The sequence below is a fragment of the Stenotrophomonas sp. AR029 genome (assembly GCF_047520695.2).
Lineage (GTDB): Bacteria > Pseudomonadota > Gammaproteobacteria > Xanthomonadales > Xanthomonadaceae > Stenotrophomonas > Stenotrophomonas sepilia.
On record NZ_JAXBQQ020000006.1, the window covers coordinates 116,507 to 131,546 of the forward strand.

Annotated in this window: 13 protein-coding genes and 1 riboswitch; of the genes, 6 read left to right on the plus strand and 7 right to left on the minus strand. The window is 67.2% G+C overall.

Going from position 1 to position 15,040, the window contains the following annotated elements; all coding sequences use genetic code 11:
* Nucleotides 1-25 precede the first annotated feature (25 nt).
* Nucleotides 26-256, minus strand: a complete 231-nt coding sequence (locus tag ACM0PB_RS17035) for a glutaredoxin family protein (RefSeq protein ID WP_032954410.1) — start codon at nucleotides 254-256, stop codon at nucleotides 26-28.
* 100 nt (nucleotides 257-356) lie between these two features.
* Here ACM0PB_RS17035 and ACM0PB_RS17040 point away from each other — a divergent pair, with 100 nt between their 5' ends.
* A complete protein-coding gene (locus ACM0PB_RS17040) occupies nucleotides 357-1,739 on the plus strand; it encodes an L-serine ammonia-lyase (protein WP_065178205.1) in 1,383 nt (460 codons plus the stop codon).
* A 175-nt stretch (nucleotides 1,740-1,914) separates the two neighbouring features.
* Nucleotides 1,915-2,910 (plus strand): alpha/beta fold hydrolase, encoded by a 996-nt coding sequence (locus ACM0PB_RS17045; protein WP_065178204.1) that lies wholly within the window; start codon nucleotides 1,915-1,917, stop codon nucleotides 2,908-2,910.
* A 108-nt stretch (nucleotides 2,911-3,018) separates the two neighbouring features.
* Here ACM0PB_RS17045 and ACM0PB_RS17050 read toward each other — a convergent pair whose 3' ends face one another.
* The 3 genes from ACM0PB_RS17050 to metX are packed head-to-tail and all read right to left on the minus strand — an operon-like array spanning nucleotide 3,019 to nucleotide 6,346.
* Nucleotides 3,019-4,086 (minus strand): homoserine dehydrogenase family protein, encoded by a 1,068-nt coding sequence (locus tag ACM0PB_RS17050; protein ID WP_065178203.1) that lies wholly within the window; start codon nucleotides 4,084-4,086, stop codon nucleotides 3,019-3,021.
* Entirely contained in the window at nucleotides 4,083-5,318 is a 1,236-nt protein-coding gene (locus tag ACM0PB_RS17055; RefSeq protein WP_065185433.1) for an O-succinylhomoserine (thiol)-lyase, read from the minus strand. Before ACM0PB_RS17055 ends, ACM0PB_RS17050 begins: the two co-directional genes overlap by 4 nt.
* Nucleotides 5,315-6,346, minus strand: a complete 1,032-nt coding sequence (gene metX / locus ACM0PB_RS17060) for a homoserine O-succinyltransferase MetX (protein WP_164229824.1) — start codon at nucleotides 6,344-6,346, stop codon at nucleotides 5,315-5,317. Before metX ends, ACM0PB_RS17055 begins: the two co-directional genes overlap by 4 nt.
* Before the next feature lie 76 nt (nucleotides 6,347-6,422).
* Nucleotides 6,423-6,541: riboswitch (SAM riboswitch) on the minus strand.
* A 147-nt stretch (nucleotides 6,542-6,688) separates the two neighbouring features.
* Between metX and ACM0PB_RS17065 the strand changes: the two genes are divergently transcribed.
* From ACM0PB_RS17065 to ACM0PB_RS17080, 4 genes are all read left to right on the plus strand, one after another.
* Entirely contained in the window at nucleotides 6,689-7,573 is an 885-nt protein-coding gene (locus tag ACM0PB_RS17065; protein ID WP_005418401.1) for a M23 family metallopeptidase, read from the plus strand.
* Nucleotides 7,574-7,639: 66 nt separating this feature from the next.
* Nucleotides 7,640-9,244: a peptide chain release factor 3 gene (locus tag ACM0PB_RS17070; protein WP_005418402.1), complete on the plus strand. Its 1,605-nt coding sequence runs from the start codon at nucleotides 7,640-7,642 to the stop codon at nucleotides 9,242-9,244.
* A gap of 212 nt (nucleotides 9,245-9,456) precedes the next feature.
* The gene (gene trhA / locus ACM0PB_RS17075; protein ID WP_005418403.1) at nucleotides 9,457-10,095 is read left to right on the plus strand and encodes a PAQR family membrane homeostasis protein TrhA; all 639 of its coding nucleotides are present in this window, start codon (nucleotides 9,457-9,459) and stop codon (nucleotides 10,093-10,095) included.
* An 82-nt stretch (nucleotides 10,096-10,177) separates the two neighbouring features.
* Nucleotides 10,178-12,151: an AsmA family protein gene (locus ACM0PB_RS17080; protein WP_065185431.1), complete on the plus strand. Its 1,974-nt coding sequence runs from the start codon at nucleotides 10,178-10,180 to the stop codon at nucleotides 12,149-12,151.
* A gap of 187 nt (nucleotides 12,152-12,338) precedes the next feature.
* Here ACM0PB_RS17080 and ACM0PB_RS17085 read toward each other — a convergent pair whose 3' ends face one another.
* The 3 genes from ACM0PB_RS17085 to ACM0PB_RS17095 all read right to left on the minus strand — a co-directional run bounded on the left by ACM0PB_RS17085 (nucleotide 12,339) and on the right by ACM0PB_RS17095 (nucleotide 15,034).
* Nucleotides 12,339-13,253, minus strand: a complete 915-nt coding sequence (locus ACM0PB_RS17085) for an IS110 family RNA-guided transposase (RefSeq protein ID WP_164229827.1) — start codon at nucleotides 13,251-13,253, stop codon at nucleotides 12,339-12,341.
* 370 nt (nucleotides 13,254-13,623) lie between these two features.
* Nucleotides 13,624-14,055, minus strand: coding sequence for a CBS domain-containing protein (locus ACM0PB_RS17090; protein ID WP_005418405.1), 432 nt, complete (start codon nucleotides 14,053-14,055; stop codon nucleotides 13,624-13,626).
* Entirely contained in the window at nucleotides 14,015-15,034 is a 1,020-nt protein-coding gene (locus ACM0PB_RS17095) for a glycosyltransferase family 2 protein (RefSeq protein WP_065178200.1), read from the minus strand. The genes ACM0PB_RS17090 and ACM0PB_RS17095 overlap by 41 nt, the downstream gene beginning before the upstream one ends.
* Nucleotides 15,035-15,040 lie beyond the last annotated feature (6 nt).

Genomic DNA, 15,040 nt, shown 5'->3' on the forward strand with positions numbered 1-15,040 from the left:
CCCGCCCCCCCCCCCCCCCCCCCCACTACCGATCGACGGCCAACCACGCCTGAACCGTGGCCGCGTCGAACGGCCAGTCCAGCTCGCGGTCGCCGCGCTCGTCACGCAGCACCGGCACCCGCGTGCCATAGCGCGCTTCCAGCGCCGGCTGGTCGTCCAGGAACACCGATTCGAACTCCGGCGCCCGTGCCCTGGCCAGCTCGGCCAGGGCCATGTCGCACAGGTGGCAATCGTCACGTTGGATAAGGGTCAACACCGGCCGGGCTCCCGTGGCGGAAATGCTGCGCCGCAGCCATGGAAGTGCGGCGTGAACCGCTAGAATAGCGATCTCTTCCGGTACCCGCAGTACGGCAACCATGGCTGTCAGCACGTTCGACGTTTTCAAGATCGGCATTGGCCCGAGTTCCTCGCACACCGTCGGGCCGATGAAGGCCGCCGAGCGATTCATCCATCGCTGGCTGCTCGACCCGGGCCGCCTGCACGAGGTCGCGCGCATCCGCGCCGATGTCTATGGCTCGCTGGCACTGACCGGCCGCGGCCACGGCACCGACAAGGCGATCCTGCTGGGCCTGGAAGGCCAGCGGCCGAACCTGATCGATCCAGACATCATTCCGGCCACGCTGGAGCGCATCCGCAGCAGCAAGCGCATCCAGCTGATGGGCCAGCACGAGATCGCCTTCGACGAGAAGCGCGACCTCGGCATGAACAAGCGCCAGAAGCTGCCCTACCACACCAACGGCATGCGCTTCACTGCCTACAACGCCGACGACGAAGTGATCGCCACCCGCGACTATTATTCGGTCGGCGGCGGCTTCGTGGTCAACCAGGACGACGCGGCCGATGATCGCATCGTGCCCGACGAGACCCCGCTGCCCTACCCGTTCAAGAGCGGCGACGAGCTGCTGGCGCAGACCGCGCGCAGCGGCCTGAGCATTGCCCAGCTGATGTTCGAGAACGAGAAGTGCTGGCGCAGCGAAGACGAGATCCGCGCGCGGCTGCGCGAGATCTGGAGTGCGATGCAGTCGTGCGTGGCGCGCGGCATCCGCGAGGAAGGCGTGCTGCCGGGTGGCCTGAAGGTGGGCCGTCGTGCGCCGGCGTTGTACCGCGAACTGTCGTCGAAGCCGGAAGCGGCGATGCGCGACCCGCTGACCACGCTGGACTGGGTCAACCTGTACGCACTGGCAGTGAACGAGGAGAACGCTGCCGGTGGCCGCGTGGTGACTGCGCCGACCAACGGTGCGGCCGGTGTGCTGCCGGCGGTGCTGCACTACTTCGATCGCTTCTGCCCGGGCGCGAACGAACAGCGCGTGTTCGACTTCCTGCTGACCTCGGCGGCGATCGGCATCCTCTACAAGGAAAACGCCTCGATTTCCGGCGCCGAAGTGGGCTGCCAGGGCGAGGTTGGCGTGGCCTGCTCGATGGCGGCCGGTGGCCTGGTCGCGGCACTGGGCGGCAACCCCAGCCAGATCGAGAACGCCGCGGAAATCGGCATGGAACACAACCTGGGCCTGACCTGCGACCCGATCGGTGGCCTGGTGCAGATTCCCTGCATCGAACGCAACGCGATGGGCGCGGTGAAGGCGATCAATGCCTCGCGCATGGCGATGCGTGGCGACGGCAAGCACAAGGTGTCGCTGGACAAGGTGATCAAGACCATGCGCGATACCGGCCGCGACATGCAGGACAAGTACAAGGAAACCAGCCGCGGTGGCCTGGCGGTGAACGTCATCGAGTGCTGATGACCCTGGGTAGAGTCGACCGCTGGTCGACTATCGCGTGCAGCGCGGGATTTTCGCGGTCTGATCGAAGAGCAGTCGACTGACAGTCGACTCTACCCCGTTGTCCCTGGCCGGTCGGACGACACCGTCACCGCGTTCCGGTTAGGCTCGGGGCTCCCCCACCCCGGATTGCCCCATGCGCGTGATCGCTGCCGCCCTGCTTGCCTGCCTTCCGCTGACCGCCCTGGCCGCCCCCACCTACGGGCCGCGGCTTGAGGGCTTCGACTACGGCTATCCGGTCAAGACCTTCGCACTGGAATCGCAGCGGCAGCCGCTGGAAATGGCCTACCTGGACATCGCGCCGAAGAAGGCGCCCATCGGTGTGGTGGTGCTGCTGCACGGCAAGAACTTCTGCGCCGCCACCTGGAAGGAATCGATCAAGCCACTGGTTGCCGCCGGCTATCGGGTGATCGCTCCGGACCAGGTCGGCTTCTGCAAATCCAGCAAGCCCGAGCGCTATCAGTACACGTTCGCACAGCTGGCAGCCAATACCCATGCCCTGCTGCAGCAGCTGCAACTGGGCGACGTGCCGGTGCACCTGGTCGGGCATTCGATGGGCGGCATGCTGGCCGTGCGCTACGCGCTGATGTACCCGCAGGACCTGCGCAGCCTGTCGCTGGTCAACCCGATCGGACTGGAAGACTGGAAGGCGCTGGGCGTGCCCTGGCGCGGCGTCGACGCGTGGTATGCCGGTGAAATGAACATCAGCTACGACAGCATCCGCCGCTACCAGCTGGATGTGTACTACGACGGCAAATGGAAGCCGGCCTACGAACCCTGGGCGCGGATGCAGTCAGGCATGTACGAAGGGCCCGGCAAGCAGGCCGTTGCATGGAGCCAGGCGCTGGCCTCGGACATGGTGTTCAACCAGCCGGTGGTCTACGAACTGAAGAACCTGCAGGTGCCGACCACGCTGTTCATCGGCCAGAAGGACCGCACCGCGATCGGCCGCGACCTGGCGCCGGCTTCGGTGAAGGCGACGCTGGGCAACTATCCAGCGCTCGGCAAGGCGGCGGCCGCAGCGATTCCCGGCGCGACGCTGGTCGAGTTCGCCGAACTGGGCCATTCGCCGCAGGTGCAGGACCCGAAGCAGTTCAACAGCGCCTTGTTGAAGGCGTTGAAATCCCGCTGATCAGCTAGCGTGCTCGTGTAGAGCCGAGCCCATGCTCGGCTTATCCAGCAGGAGGGGATCTCGCCAGGAGCAGCCGAGCATGGGCTCGGCTCTACAAGAACTGTGCGATCAGCCGACGATGCGCAGCACGTCATCCAGCAACGCGGCGGCGGTGACTTCCGCGCCCGCACCCGGGCCCTGGATCAACAGCGGCTGGCGACGGTAGCGATCACTGTGGATGGCGACGCGATTGTCGGTCCCCGCACCCTGCGCCAACGGGTGATCGGCCGGCAGCTCGCGCAGGCCCACCTGCGCACCCCCACCGTCAACACGGCCGACGAAACGCAACACGCGGCCGTTTTCGCGTGCCCGCTGCCAACGCGCCTGCAGCGGCGCATCCAGCTGCTCCAGCGCAGCCACTGCGACCTCCAGCGGCAACGCGGCCAGCGTTTCAGGTACCAGTGAGTCCACCTGCACCTGCGAAGCATCCAGCGCCAGCCCGCTGCTGCGGGCCAGGATCAGCAGCTTGCGGCGCACGTCCTCGCCGGACAGGTCAAGTCGCGGATCCGGCTCGGTGTAGCCGGCCGCCAGCGCCTCGCGCACCGCCGCCGAGAACGGCGACTTGCCGTCATAGCGATGGAACAGCCACGCCAGCGAACCGGACAGCACGCCCTCGATGGCATGGATGTGATCACCACCGGCCACCAGTGCGCGCAGGCTGCTCAGCAGCGGCAGCCCGGCACCGACGGTGGCGCTGTCACCATAGCGCGCACCACTGTCGGCACAGCTGTCTGCAATGGCCTGCGCGCGTGACAGCTGCGCACCACGGCCCAGCTTGTTGGCTGTCACCACATGCACGCCGCGCGCCAGCCACTGCACGTGACGTGCGGCCACGTCTTCGCTGGCGGTGGCATCGACCACCACATCGCCACGCTCCAGCCCTTCGGTGCTGGCCCACGCCGGCGAACTCTGGCCATCGCGTGGCGCACGTCGCGCCAGTTCCAGCGGCAACGCCAGGTCACGATCGATCTCCAGCGCAGTGCGCGAGTTGGCCAGCCATTGCACGCTCGGCAGTTCCAGCCCGCGAGCCCGCAGCGTCTGGTAGCGCTGCACGAAGGCCGAGCCGACTGTGCCAGTACCGAGCAGCGCCAGGCGTCCCGCGCCCAGCGCCGGAATTTCAGCAGCGAGTGCGCTCATGCATCCACCACCTGTTTGCGGCGTGCGGCCGCATCGATCACGACTTCGGCGCGCTGCAGCGCGGCACCGAGATCGGCCAGCAGGTCGCGCTCGGCCTCGATGCCGACCGACAGACGCAGCAGCCCTTCGCTGATACCGGCCGCTGCGCGTGCTTCGGCGGTCATCGCCGCATGGGTCATGGTCGCCGGATGCGCGATCAGGCTTTCGACGCCGCCCAGCGATTCGGCCAGGGTGAAGCAGCGCAGGCCATCCACGAATGCGCGCACTGCCGCGTGCGGATCTTCACCGGCGCAGTGCGCAAGCTCGAACGACAGCATCGCGCCGAAACCGCTCTGCTGGCGCGCCGCGATGGCATGGCCGGGATGTTCGGCCAGGCCCGGGTAGTACACCCTGCCGACGGCCGGATGCTGGTCCAGCAGGGCAACGATCGAGGCGGTATTTTCCTGGTGCACGCGCAGGCGCGCATCCAGCGTGCGCAGGCCACGCAGGGTCAGGAAGGCATCGAACGGTGAACCCGTCAGGCCCAGCGCGTTGCCCCACCACACCAGCTGCTCGTGCACTGCCGGATCACGCGCGACCACTGCCCCGCCCACCACATCGCTGTGGCCGTTGATGTACTTCGTGGTGGAATGCAGCACCAGGTCCGCACCGAACGACAGCGGTTGCTGCAGCGCTGGTGACAGGAACGTGTTGTCGACCACCACGAGTGCGCCGGCCTTGTGCGCGGCATCGATGACGAAGCGCAGGTCGGTGATGCGCAGCAGCGGGTTGGACGGCGTTTCCACCAGCACCAGCTTCGGCTGGGTGGCCAACGCCTGTGCCAGTGCGCGCGGATCGGTCAGGTCGGCGGTGACCAGTTCAAAGTGGCCCTTCCGGGCCAGCGCATTGAACAGGCGCCAGCTGCCACCGTACGCATCGTGCGGCACCACCAGGGTATCGCCCGGCTTCAGCAGTGCGTTCAGCACCAGGTTGATCGCGCCCATGCCGGTGGCGGTGACCACACCACCGACGCCGCCTTCCAGTTCCGCCAGCGCCTCACCCAGCAGGTCGCGGGTCGGGTTGCCACTGCGCGTGTAGTCGTACTGGCGCTTGTTGCCGAAGCCTTCGAAGCTGAAGTTCGACGACAGCACGATCGGCGGCGTGACCGCGCCATGCGCGGTGTCCCGATCGATGCCCGCACGGACGGCGGCAGTGGTGCGACTACAGGACGGCTCGTTGGCGTGCAGGCTCATGCGGACTCTCCAGAGGTGCGGAAGGCGGTGGCGAGGATCGCGTCGATGCGATCGGTTTCTTTGAGGAAGGCGTCGTGGCCATAGGGCGAACGCAGCACGCGCAGGCTGCCGCGCGGGCCCAGCCCTTCGACCAGGCCGACCAGGTCGGCCAGCGGCACCAGGCGGTCGCCCTCCACGGCCACCACCACGGTCGGCGGCAGGATCGCGGCGGGGTCGACACGGTGCAGGTCGATCGATTCGGACAGGCGCAGGTAGGCGGTCACCGGCGTGCGCGCGACGTACTGCGCGCCGGCGGCGTCGAGGTAGTCTTCGGCGGCCACGCGCACGCGGCCATTGATGACCTCCGGGGCAGCGTCGAAGCGCTCGCCGAATTCTTCCGGGGTGCGGTAGCTGAGCATGGCGAACTGCCGGGCCAGGGCCAGGCCGTGGTCTTCGCCGCACTGCAGCTGGCCCAGCGCAACCGCGCGGCGCTGCAGCGCGCGCCACGCGGCGGCATAGGGATGCGGGCGGTGCGCGCCGCTGGCCAGCACCAGTTGGCGCACGCGGGCGCGGTGACGGATCGCGAACTGCTGGCCGACCAGCGCGCCATACGAATAGCCGACGAAGGCCTTCAGCGTGCGGATGCCGAGATGGTCCAGCAGCAGCGCCAGCGCATCGGCCTGGTCGGCAGTATCGATCGGCACATCCAGTGCACCGTCGGCACCGATGAAATCGAAGGCCAGCACGCGCAGCTGCTGCGGGTCGAGCGCGCGGCCGGCACCCACAAGCGCTTCGGCCCAGCCCTTCTCGCTGAACTGTGCGTTGGACGCCACGTGGCGATGGGCGGAAATGCCACCGGCCAGCACCACCACCGGCCCGTTGGCCGGGCCCACCCACTCATAGCGCAGGCGCACCGGGCTGGGGCCTGCATGGCGCATCGACAGCACCGCGGCGAACTCACCGCGCTCGGCGTGCACGCGGTCTGCGACCGGCACGCTGACGGGGACGAAGGGCTCGGGGCGAATGGCGGTACTGGCAGCGAAGCTCATGGCGGGATCCGGTTGGGGAATCGGCCATCGAGCCTTCGCGGGCCCGCGTTCGAGATGCACGTGGGGTGCATGGTTCGAACCATCTTTCGGTGGACGCCACGGTCCCCGCAGGATTTGGCACCTACGCAGACGCTTGCGCGCCTGCGGGCTGCCCCGGCTTCAAAGGGCCTGTCCCTCTGCCGGTCTCGATGGTGGAGCCACGATGCCAGCCCTTTCCGGCACTGTCAATCCCTTCATGCGGATAAAGCGATAGATATTTCCAGAATCAGTCTGCGAGGGCCGTCCCGGTCGCCCCGTTCAGGATCGGGTACAGTCCCGGCGGTCCTCTCGCTGGAAACGCCGATGCCGCGCCTGCCCCTGTCCTGCCTGCTGTTGCCTCTGCTGGCGAGCGCGACCGCACACGCCGGCGACTGGCGCCAGGGCTGGGGACTGGCTCCCCCTTCCGCGCCTGCCACCCGCGCAGGCAGTGCCGAGGGCGCCGCCCCCATGGCCCGGTTGCGCCTGCAGCCGGTCGGTACGCAATGGCAGGCGCGGATCGACAACGGGTTGGCAGGGCCGCTGCAGATCCAGCTGCGCGCCGCCCCCGGACACCCGGTCGAAGGCCTCCCGGTCGAGTCGCTGATCCAGGGCGACAGCAGCCTGGTGGTCGGCCACCTGCCCGCCCCGATCGATGGCCGCATGCTGGATCTGCGCCTGCAGTCGGTGCCGGGCAACCCTGCCGCACAGGCCGAAGATGTCGGCTATCGCCTGCCGTTCGATGCGGCCCGCCTGCGTGTGGACCAGGCGCCGCAGGGGCGATTCAGCCATGACGACGAGGAGAACCGCGACGCGGTCGACTTCGCACTGCCGGAGGGCACCCTGGTGCTGGCCGCGCGCGAGGGCACGGTGATGCAGATCCAGGATGGCTTCCGTGGCAACGGCCAGGACCGCGAGCGCGATGGTGCCCGTGCCAATTTCGTCCGCGTGCTGCACAGCGACGGCAGCATGGCCCTGTACGGCCACCTCCAGGCCGGCGGCATGCGCGTGCGCCGCGGCCAGGCGGTGGGAGCCGGGCAACCGATCGGCCTGTCCGGCAACAGCGGCTACAGCACTGCGCCGCACCTGCACTTCGTGGTGCAGGTCAACCGCGGCATGGGCCTGCGCTCGGTGCCGGTGCGCATCTTCGCCGGGCAGGGCCAGCTGCAGTTCGCCCGCCACGGCGAGGCCGACGGCGGTATCGGGCGCTGACCGGCCCCGGCCGGTATAATCGGGCGCTTATCTCTTTGAAAAGCGCCCCGGGCGGGCGCCACTGCCATGTCCGAAGTCGCCACCGAAGCGTCGCGTCGCCGCACCTTCGCCATCATTTCCCACCCTGACGCCGGCAAGACCACGCTGACCGAAAAGCTGCTGCTGTTCGGAGGCGCGATCCAGATGGCCGGTTCGGTCAAGGGCCGCAAGGCCGCCCGCCACGCCACCTCCGACTGGATGGCGCTGGAAAAGGAACGCGGCATCTCCGTCACCTCCTCGGTGATGCAGTTCCCGTACGAAGGCAAGATCGTCAACCTGCTCGACACCCCTGGCCACGCCGACTTCGGCGAGGACACCTACCGCGTGCTGACCGCAGTGGACTCGGCGCTGATGGTGATCGACGTAGCCAAGGGCGTGGAAGAGCGCACCATCAAGCTGATGGAGGTGTGCCGCCTGCGCGACACCCCGATCATGACCTTCATCAACAAGCTCGACCGCGAGGGCAAGGACCCGATCGAGCTGTTGGATGAAGTGGAGACCGTGCTCGGCATCCAGTGCGCGCCGGTCACCTGGCCGATCGGCATGGGCCAGCGCCTGAAGGGCGTGGTTCACCTGCTGACCGGCGAAGTGCACCTGTACGAACCGGGTCGCAACTTCACCCGCCAGGACTCGACCATCTTCCCGTCCATCGATGCGCCCGGCCTGGCCGAGAAGATCGGTGCACAGATGCTGGCCGACCTGCGCGACGAACTGGAACTGGTGCAGGGCGCCAGCCATCCGTTCGATCTGGACGCTTACCGCGCCGGCAAGCAGACCCCGGTGTTCTTCGGCTCGGGCGTGAACAACTTCGGCGTGCAGCCGCTGCTGGACTTTTTCGTCGAGCATGCGCCGTCGCCGCAGGCGCGAACCACCACCGGCCGCGAAATCGCACCGGAAGAGAACAAGCTGACCGGCTTCGTGTTCAAGATCCAGGCCAACATGGACCCGCAGCACCGTGACCGCGTGGCATTCATGCGGGTCTGTTCGGGCCGTTTCAGCGCCGGCATGAAGACCTTCCACGTGCGCACCGGCAAGGAAATGAAGCTGGCCAACGCGCTGACCTTCATGGCCAGCGACCGCGAGATCGCAGCCGAAGCGTGGCCCGGCGATGTGATCGGCATCCACAACCACGGCACCATCTCCATCGGCGATACCTTCACCGAAGGCGAAGCGGTGACCTTCACCGGCATTCCCAACTTCGCCCCGGAACTGTTCCGCCGCGCACGCCTGCGTGATCCGCTCAAGCTCAAGCAGCTGCAGAAGGGCCTGGCCCAGCTGTCCGAGGAAGGCGCGACCCAGTTCTTCCGCCCGCTGACCAGCAACGACCTGATCCTGGGTGCCGTCGGCGTGCTGCAGTTCGACGTGGCCGCCTACCGCCTGAAGGACGAGTACGGTGTGGAAGCCACCTTCGAGCCGGTCAGCGTGACCACTGCGCGCTGGGTCCACTGCAGCAACGAGAAGAAGCTGGAAGAGTTCCGCGAGAAGAACGCGCTCAACCTGGCGCTGGATGCGGCCGGCCACCTGGTCTACCTCGCTCCGACCCGGGTCAACCTGCAGCTGGCCCAGGAACGCTCGCCGGATGTGCGTTTCTCGGCCACACGCGAAGCGGCGCACACCGTTTCGGCAGGCTGATGCCACGGGGTCGGAGCCCTTTCCACAGAAAAGGACTCCGGCCCCAGCCGTCGCGGGCGGTTCATCCACGCATGGCGGCGATTGACGGATCACGGGACCAACGGCGCAACCCAGGGATTCACCCACCATACGGTGACGGGCGTGCACGTGCCGCCCATCGCGGCGATGATAGGGGGATGCGGGTCCCCCTCCCCGCGAACGATGCCTACGCCATGTCCACGACTTCCGTTGCTTCGATCCGCGAAGAAATCGCCAGCGCCCTGACCCATGGCCTCGGTGCCGTGCTCGCCCTGGGCGCCGGCGCGGTGCTGATCACCCTGGCCGCAATCTACAGCGATGGCTGGCAGCTGGCCGGCGCCATCGTGTTCGGCATCGCGCTGCTGCTGCTGTACACCGCGTCCACCCTGTACCACGCCATCCAGCACCCGGTCGCCAAGGGCCGGCTCAAAGTGTTCGACCACTGTGCGATCTACGTACTGATCGCCGGCACCTATACCCCATTCACCCTGATCGGCCTGCGCGGCCCGTGGGGCTGGGGCCTGTTCGCCGCGATCTGGACCCTGGCCCTGGCCGGCGTGGTGTTCAAGCTGTTCTACACCGGTCGCTTCAAGCGCCTGTCCACTGCCATCTACGTGGCCATGGGCTGGCTGGTGATCGTGGCGGTCAAGCCGATGCTGGCCTCGATCGACGGCTGGACGCTGGGCTGGCTGCTGGCCGGCGGCCTGTCCTACACGCTGGGCACCTATTTCTACCACCGCGAATCGATTCCCTATTCGCATGCGATCTGGCACCTGTTCGTCATCGGTGGCAGCGTCTGCCACTTCGTCGCGGTCACCATGCAGGTGCTGTAGCACCGGCCCGTGCGTGGCGCGTGCACGCCGCGCACATGGACGCTTCGCGCCCCGTCCACGATGAGGGGGCAACCATGGCAGCGTGAATGCCGCCGCCTCCCCTGCCACAAAGCGCACGAACCGCTGGCGCCTGCGCCGCCCCGGCCCGCGAGGCCGGCGCTGGCTGACGCTGCTGATCTTCCTGCTCGCGGCGATCCTGGTACTGATCGCATTGTGGGACTGGAACTGGTTCAAGGGCCCGGTTGAGCACGCCGTGCAGGCCCGTACCGGCCGCGCACTGCACATCGGCCATCTGGATGTCGACCTCGGCCGGACCAGCACCATCCGTGCCGATGCGATCACCTTCGCCAATGCCGGTTGGGCCAGGCAGCCGAACATGGCCACGGCCGACCGCGTCGAGATCGATGTGCGCGTGTGGCCCCTGCTGCGCGGCAGCGTGCAGCTGCCGGAAGTGCGCCTGACCCGACCGGACGTGCTGCTGGAAACCGCCCCTCGCAAGGGCGAACCGGGCAACTGGGACTTCCTCGGTGACAGCGCTGGCGGCACCAGCCCGCAGCTCAAGCGCCTGCGCATCGACGACGGCCGGCTGCAGTTCCTCGACGCACCGGGCCGTACTGATATCCGCGTGGGCGTGCGCAGCGGCCAGCCGAAGCAGGCCGATGCCTCGCCGCCGCTGCTGGTGCAGGGCAAGGGCCACTGGCAGGGAAACCCGTTCACCCTGCAGGGCGGAACCGAATCACCGCTGGAACTGACCAACAGCGACCACCCGTTCCGCATCCACCTCGACGGACGCGCCGGCGCCACCCACGCGGTGGCCAGCGGCACGCTGACCAATCCGTTCCAGCTGCGCGTGTTCGACCTGCAGTTCGCACTCAGTGGCCAGGACCTGGCCGATCTCTACCCATTGCTCGGCATCGCCATTCCGCCGTCCCCGCCCTACGCGCTGAACGGTCGCCTGAAACGCGACCACGACGTCTGGAGTTACGACGGTTTCACCGGCAAGGTGGGCGACAGCGACCTCGGTGGCAGTCTTCAGTTCGAGGTGGGCCGCGACCGTCCGCGGCTGACCGCGACGCTGGAATCCAAGCGCCTGGACTTCGATGACCTGGCCGGCTTCGTCGGCGCGCCGCCGAAGACCGGCGGCGGCGAAACCGCCAATGCGGAGCAGAAGGCCGAGGCCGCACGGGTGGCCGCGCGCGCGCGCGTGCTTCCGGACACGCCCTACAACCTCGGCAAGCTGCGTGCGATGGATGCCGATGTGCGCTGGAAGGCCCACCGCATCAACGCACCGTCATTGCCATTGGACGACATGGATGCCCATCTGCTGCTGGATGACGGGGTGCTGCGGCTGGCACCACTGAACTTCGGCGTCGCCGGCGGCGATATCCGCAGCACCATCCGCATGGACGCACGCCAGCCGCAGATCAGCACTGCGCTGAAGGCGAGCGTGCGCGGCGTTCAGCTGGGCCAGCTGTTCCCCGATGCCAAGCTGGCCGAACAGGCCAAGGGCGGCATCGGCGGTGAGGTGGACCTGAGTGGCCGCGGCAATTCGATCGCCGCGATGCTCGGCAGCAGCAGCGGCAAGGTCGGCCTGGCGATGGGCCGTGGCCATGTCGGCAACCTGGTGATGGAGCTGGCCGGCCTGGATATCACCGAATCGCTGAAATTCCTGGTGACCGGCGACAAGCAGATTCCCCTGCGTTGCGCCTTCGCCGACTTCGGTGTGCGCGACGGCCTGATGACCAGCCAGGCGCTGGCGGTGGACACCACCGACACGATCCTCATCGGCGAAGGCACCGTCAGCCTGCGCGACGAAACCCTGGACCTGCTGTTGAAGCCGCGCCCGAAGGACAAGAGCATCCTGGTACTGCGCTCGCCGCTGCACATTGCCGGCACGTTCAAGGACCCGTCGTTCCGCCCGGACTTCAAGGCGCTGGGCATCCGCGGTGCGGTGGCCCTGGCGCTGGGCAGCATCGCCCCGCCGGCGGCCTTGCTGGCGACGATCGAGCTGGGGCCGGGCAAGGACGCCGACTGCGGCGGGCAGTATGCGAAGTAGGGTTACAGCGTTGTTCGCGGCGCCTGCATTGATGGTGGCTTGAGGGGGACGGGTGACGCAGGCAGGACACGCCGCAAGTACGTCCCTGTAGCAACTGTGTTGACGGAGGGGCCTGGCCCCTCCATGAGACGGGCACGGTAGTGCCGGCCGCTGGCCGGCAGCCTTTTGGGACACGCGCAGGCTGGCTTCAGGCGGGGATCGATCCGCCTTGAGCGTCGCGCACGCGGGCGTTGAGAATCACCAGCATCTTCCGCATCACTGCCACGATGGCCACCTTGCCTTCCTTGCCACGGGCTCGTAGCGACTGGTAAAAATCGCGCAACCGAGGTTCATGCCGCATGGCCGACATTGCCGCCATGTAGAGCACTTGCCGGATTTCGGCTCTTCCACCATGGATGCTTCGTTTTCCTCTCATCGTGCCGCTGTCTTGGGACATCGGGGCTACCCCGACCAAGCTGGCGATGCGCTTGCCAGTGATCCTGCCAAGCTCTGGCAGATAGCTGGCTAGAACTGCCTGCAGCGCAGGCCCTACGCCCTTCATCGACTTCAGCGTCTTCAGTTGAGGCTGCTGACCAACCTGCTCGGCGATCTGCTTGCCCAGACGCTCAACCATCGTTTGGAGGCGGGTGATGTTGCCTTGCATTAGTCGGCGCAGTTCACGATCAAGCACCATTTCCTGCTGCTGCCGCGCGATGGTCAGGGCGTCCATCGCCTGCCGACGTGCCCGAACGAACTCCCGCATCTTCTGCTGCCAAGACTGCAGCGGCTGATAGGGAGGCAGCTTCACCAGGGAGGCCATCTGCGCCAACGCATGGGCATCCAAACGGTCGGTTTTGGCAATCTGACCCAACCCCTGAGCCAGTTTCCGGGCGCGCAAGGCATTGGCACGGGCCACCGGATGACCGGCCTTGTGCAGGAAATCCAGCACCGGCTGCTCATAGCCACCTGTGGCTTCAAGCACGATCTGGCTGGTCGGACGCTTCTTCAGCCAAACATCCAGTTCAGAAAACCCGGACCGGTTGTTGCTGACCTGCAGAGTTTGTCCGTCCGTCGTACCGATATGCAGCTGACGCTTGCTGACATCAATCCCGATCCCGTTCATCACCTGACTCCGTATAGTCTGGTAGGGTCGAGAGCTCCCCCGCTTGCCCAGTCTTATCGCTTCGAGTGGTCGCTCCAGCAACTGTTCGGGCGGATCAAGGGAGATTCCGGCGTGGGCGCCAAGCTACAGGGCGATCGTCGCGATCCTGGCTACGGATCGTCGAGATCCAGGCTCGTACGGCGGCCCACGCCGGCTCTCGACACCTACGCTGACAGATTTCCATCGAGCCCCCATGGATGGGTCTATGGCGTGTCCTGCCCAGCCGCACCCTCCGTCTCCCAACGTGTCAGGAAGGCGCTGCTTTGGCTTTGGCTGTGGCTTTCAGCTTCGAAAAGCGGGCCGGCGGGCCGCAGGCCCGCCAGCGACACCCTCACCCGGCGACGATGTACTGCTGCAGTTGATCCAGCTCCCGCCGCTGCGCATCGATCACCGACTTCACCAGGTCGCCGATGGAGATCACCCCCAGCACCTGCGCGCCCTCCACGACCGGCAGATGGCGGATGCGATAATCGGTCACCAACTGCAGGCAATGCTCCACCTGCTCGCCCGGCGACACCGTCACCACCTGCGACGTCATGATCTCTGCCACCGCCGTATCGCGCGAAGAGCGATCACGCAACACGATCTTGCGCGCGTAATCACGCTCGGACAGGATTCCCACCAGCCGCGGGCCGTCCATCACCAGCACCGCACCGATGCCCTTTTCCGCCATCAACCGGATCGCATCGATCACCGCCGCATCCGGCGCGACCGCATGTACTTCAGGAGACTTGCCGTCCAACAGTTGCCGTACCGTGGTCATCTGCCTGCCCTCCCAGGGTGGGTTGCGGGACCGAGTCTGCCACGGACGATGCTAGCCAGGCGTCAACCAGGTACAACGGCCGCTGCTTGGACTCCTCGTACAGCCGCCCCAGGTACTCGCCGATCAGGCCAAGCGCGATCAGCTGCACGCCGCCCAGGAACAGGATCACCGCCATCATCGTCGGCCAACCCGCCACCCGGTCGCCATACAGCGCCGCCTTCACGATCACCCACAGGCCGAACAGGAAAGCGACGGCCGCGGTTGCCAGCCCGAGGTAGGTCGCCGCCCGCAACGGCACGGTCGAGAACCCGGTAATGCCTTCGAGGGCGAAATTCCACAGCCGCCACAGGCTGAACTTGCTGGTGCCGGCCACGCGCGCGTGGCGGTGGTAGGGCACGGCGATCCGCTTGAATCCCACCCAGCTGAAAAGCCCCTTCATGAAACGGTGGCGCTCGCGCATCCCGCGCAGGGCGTTCAGCGCGCGCGGTGACAGCAGGCGGAAGTCCCCGGTATCGGCCGGAATCGGTGTCCGCGAGAGGCGGCCCATCACCCGATAGAACATCGCTGCCGTGGCGCGCTTGATCCAGGCCTCGCCATCGCGGGCCATGCGCGTGCCGTAGACGTTGTCATGACCTTCGCGCCAGCGCGCGACGAACTCCGGCACCAGCTCCGGCGGGTCCTGGCCGTCGGCATCGAGGATCATCGCCGCACCCTCGTGCACCAGATCCAGGCCGGCGGTCAGCGCCGCTTCCTTGCCGAAGTTGCGCGACAGCTTCAGCGCCGATACGCGTGCATCGGCCTGGGCCAGCCCGGCGATCACTTCCCAGGTGCGGTCATGGCTGCCGTCGTCCACATAGAGGATGTGACCGTCGATGTCGGGCATGCCGTCGAGCACCGCGCACAGCCGTGGATGCAGCAGCGGCAGTGCCAGGGCCTCGTTGTAGGCGGCGATGACGAAGGTAAGCCGTTCGCGGGTCATGGCCGG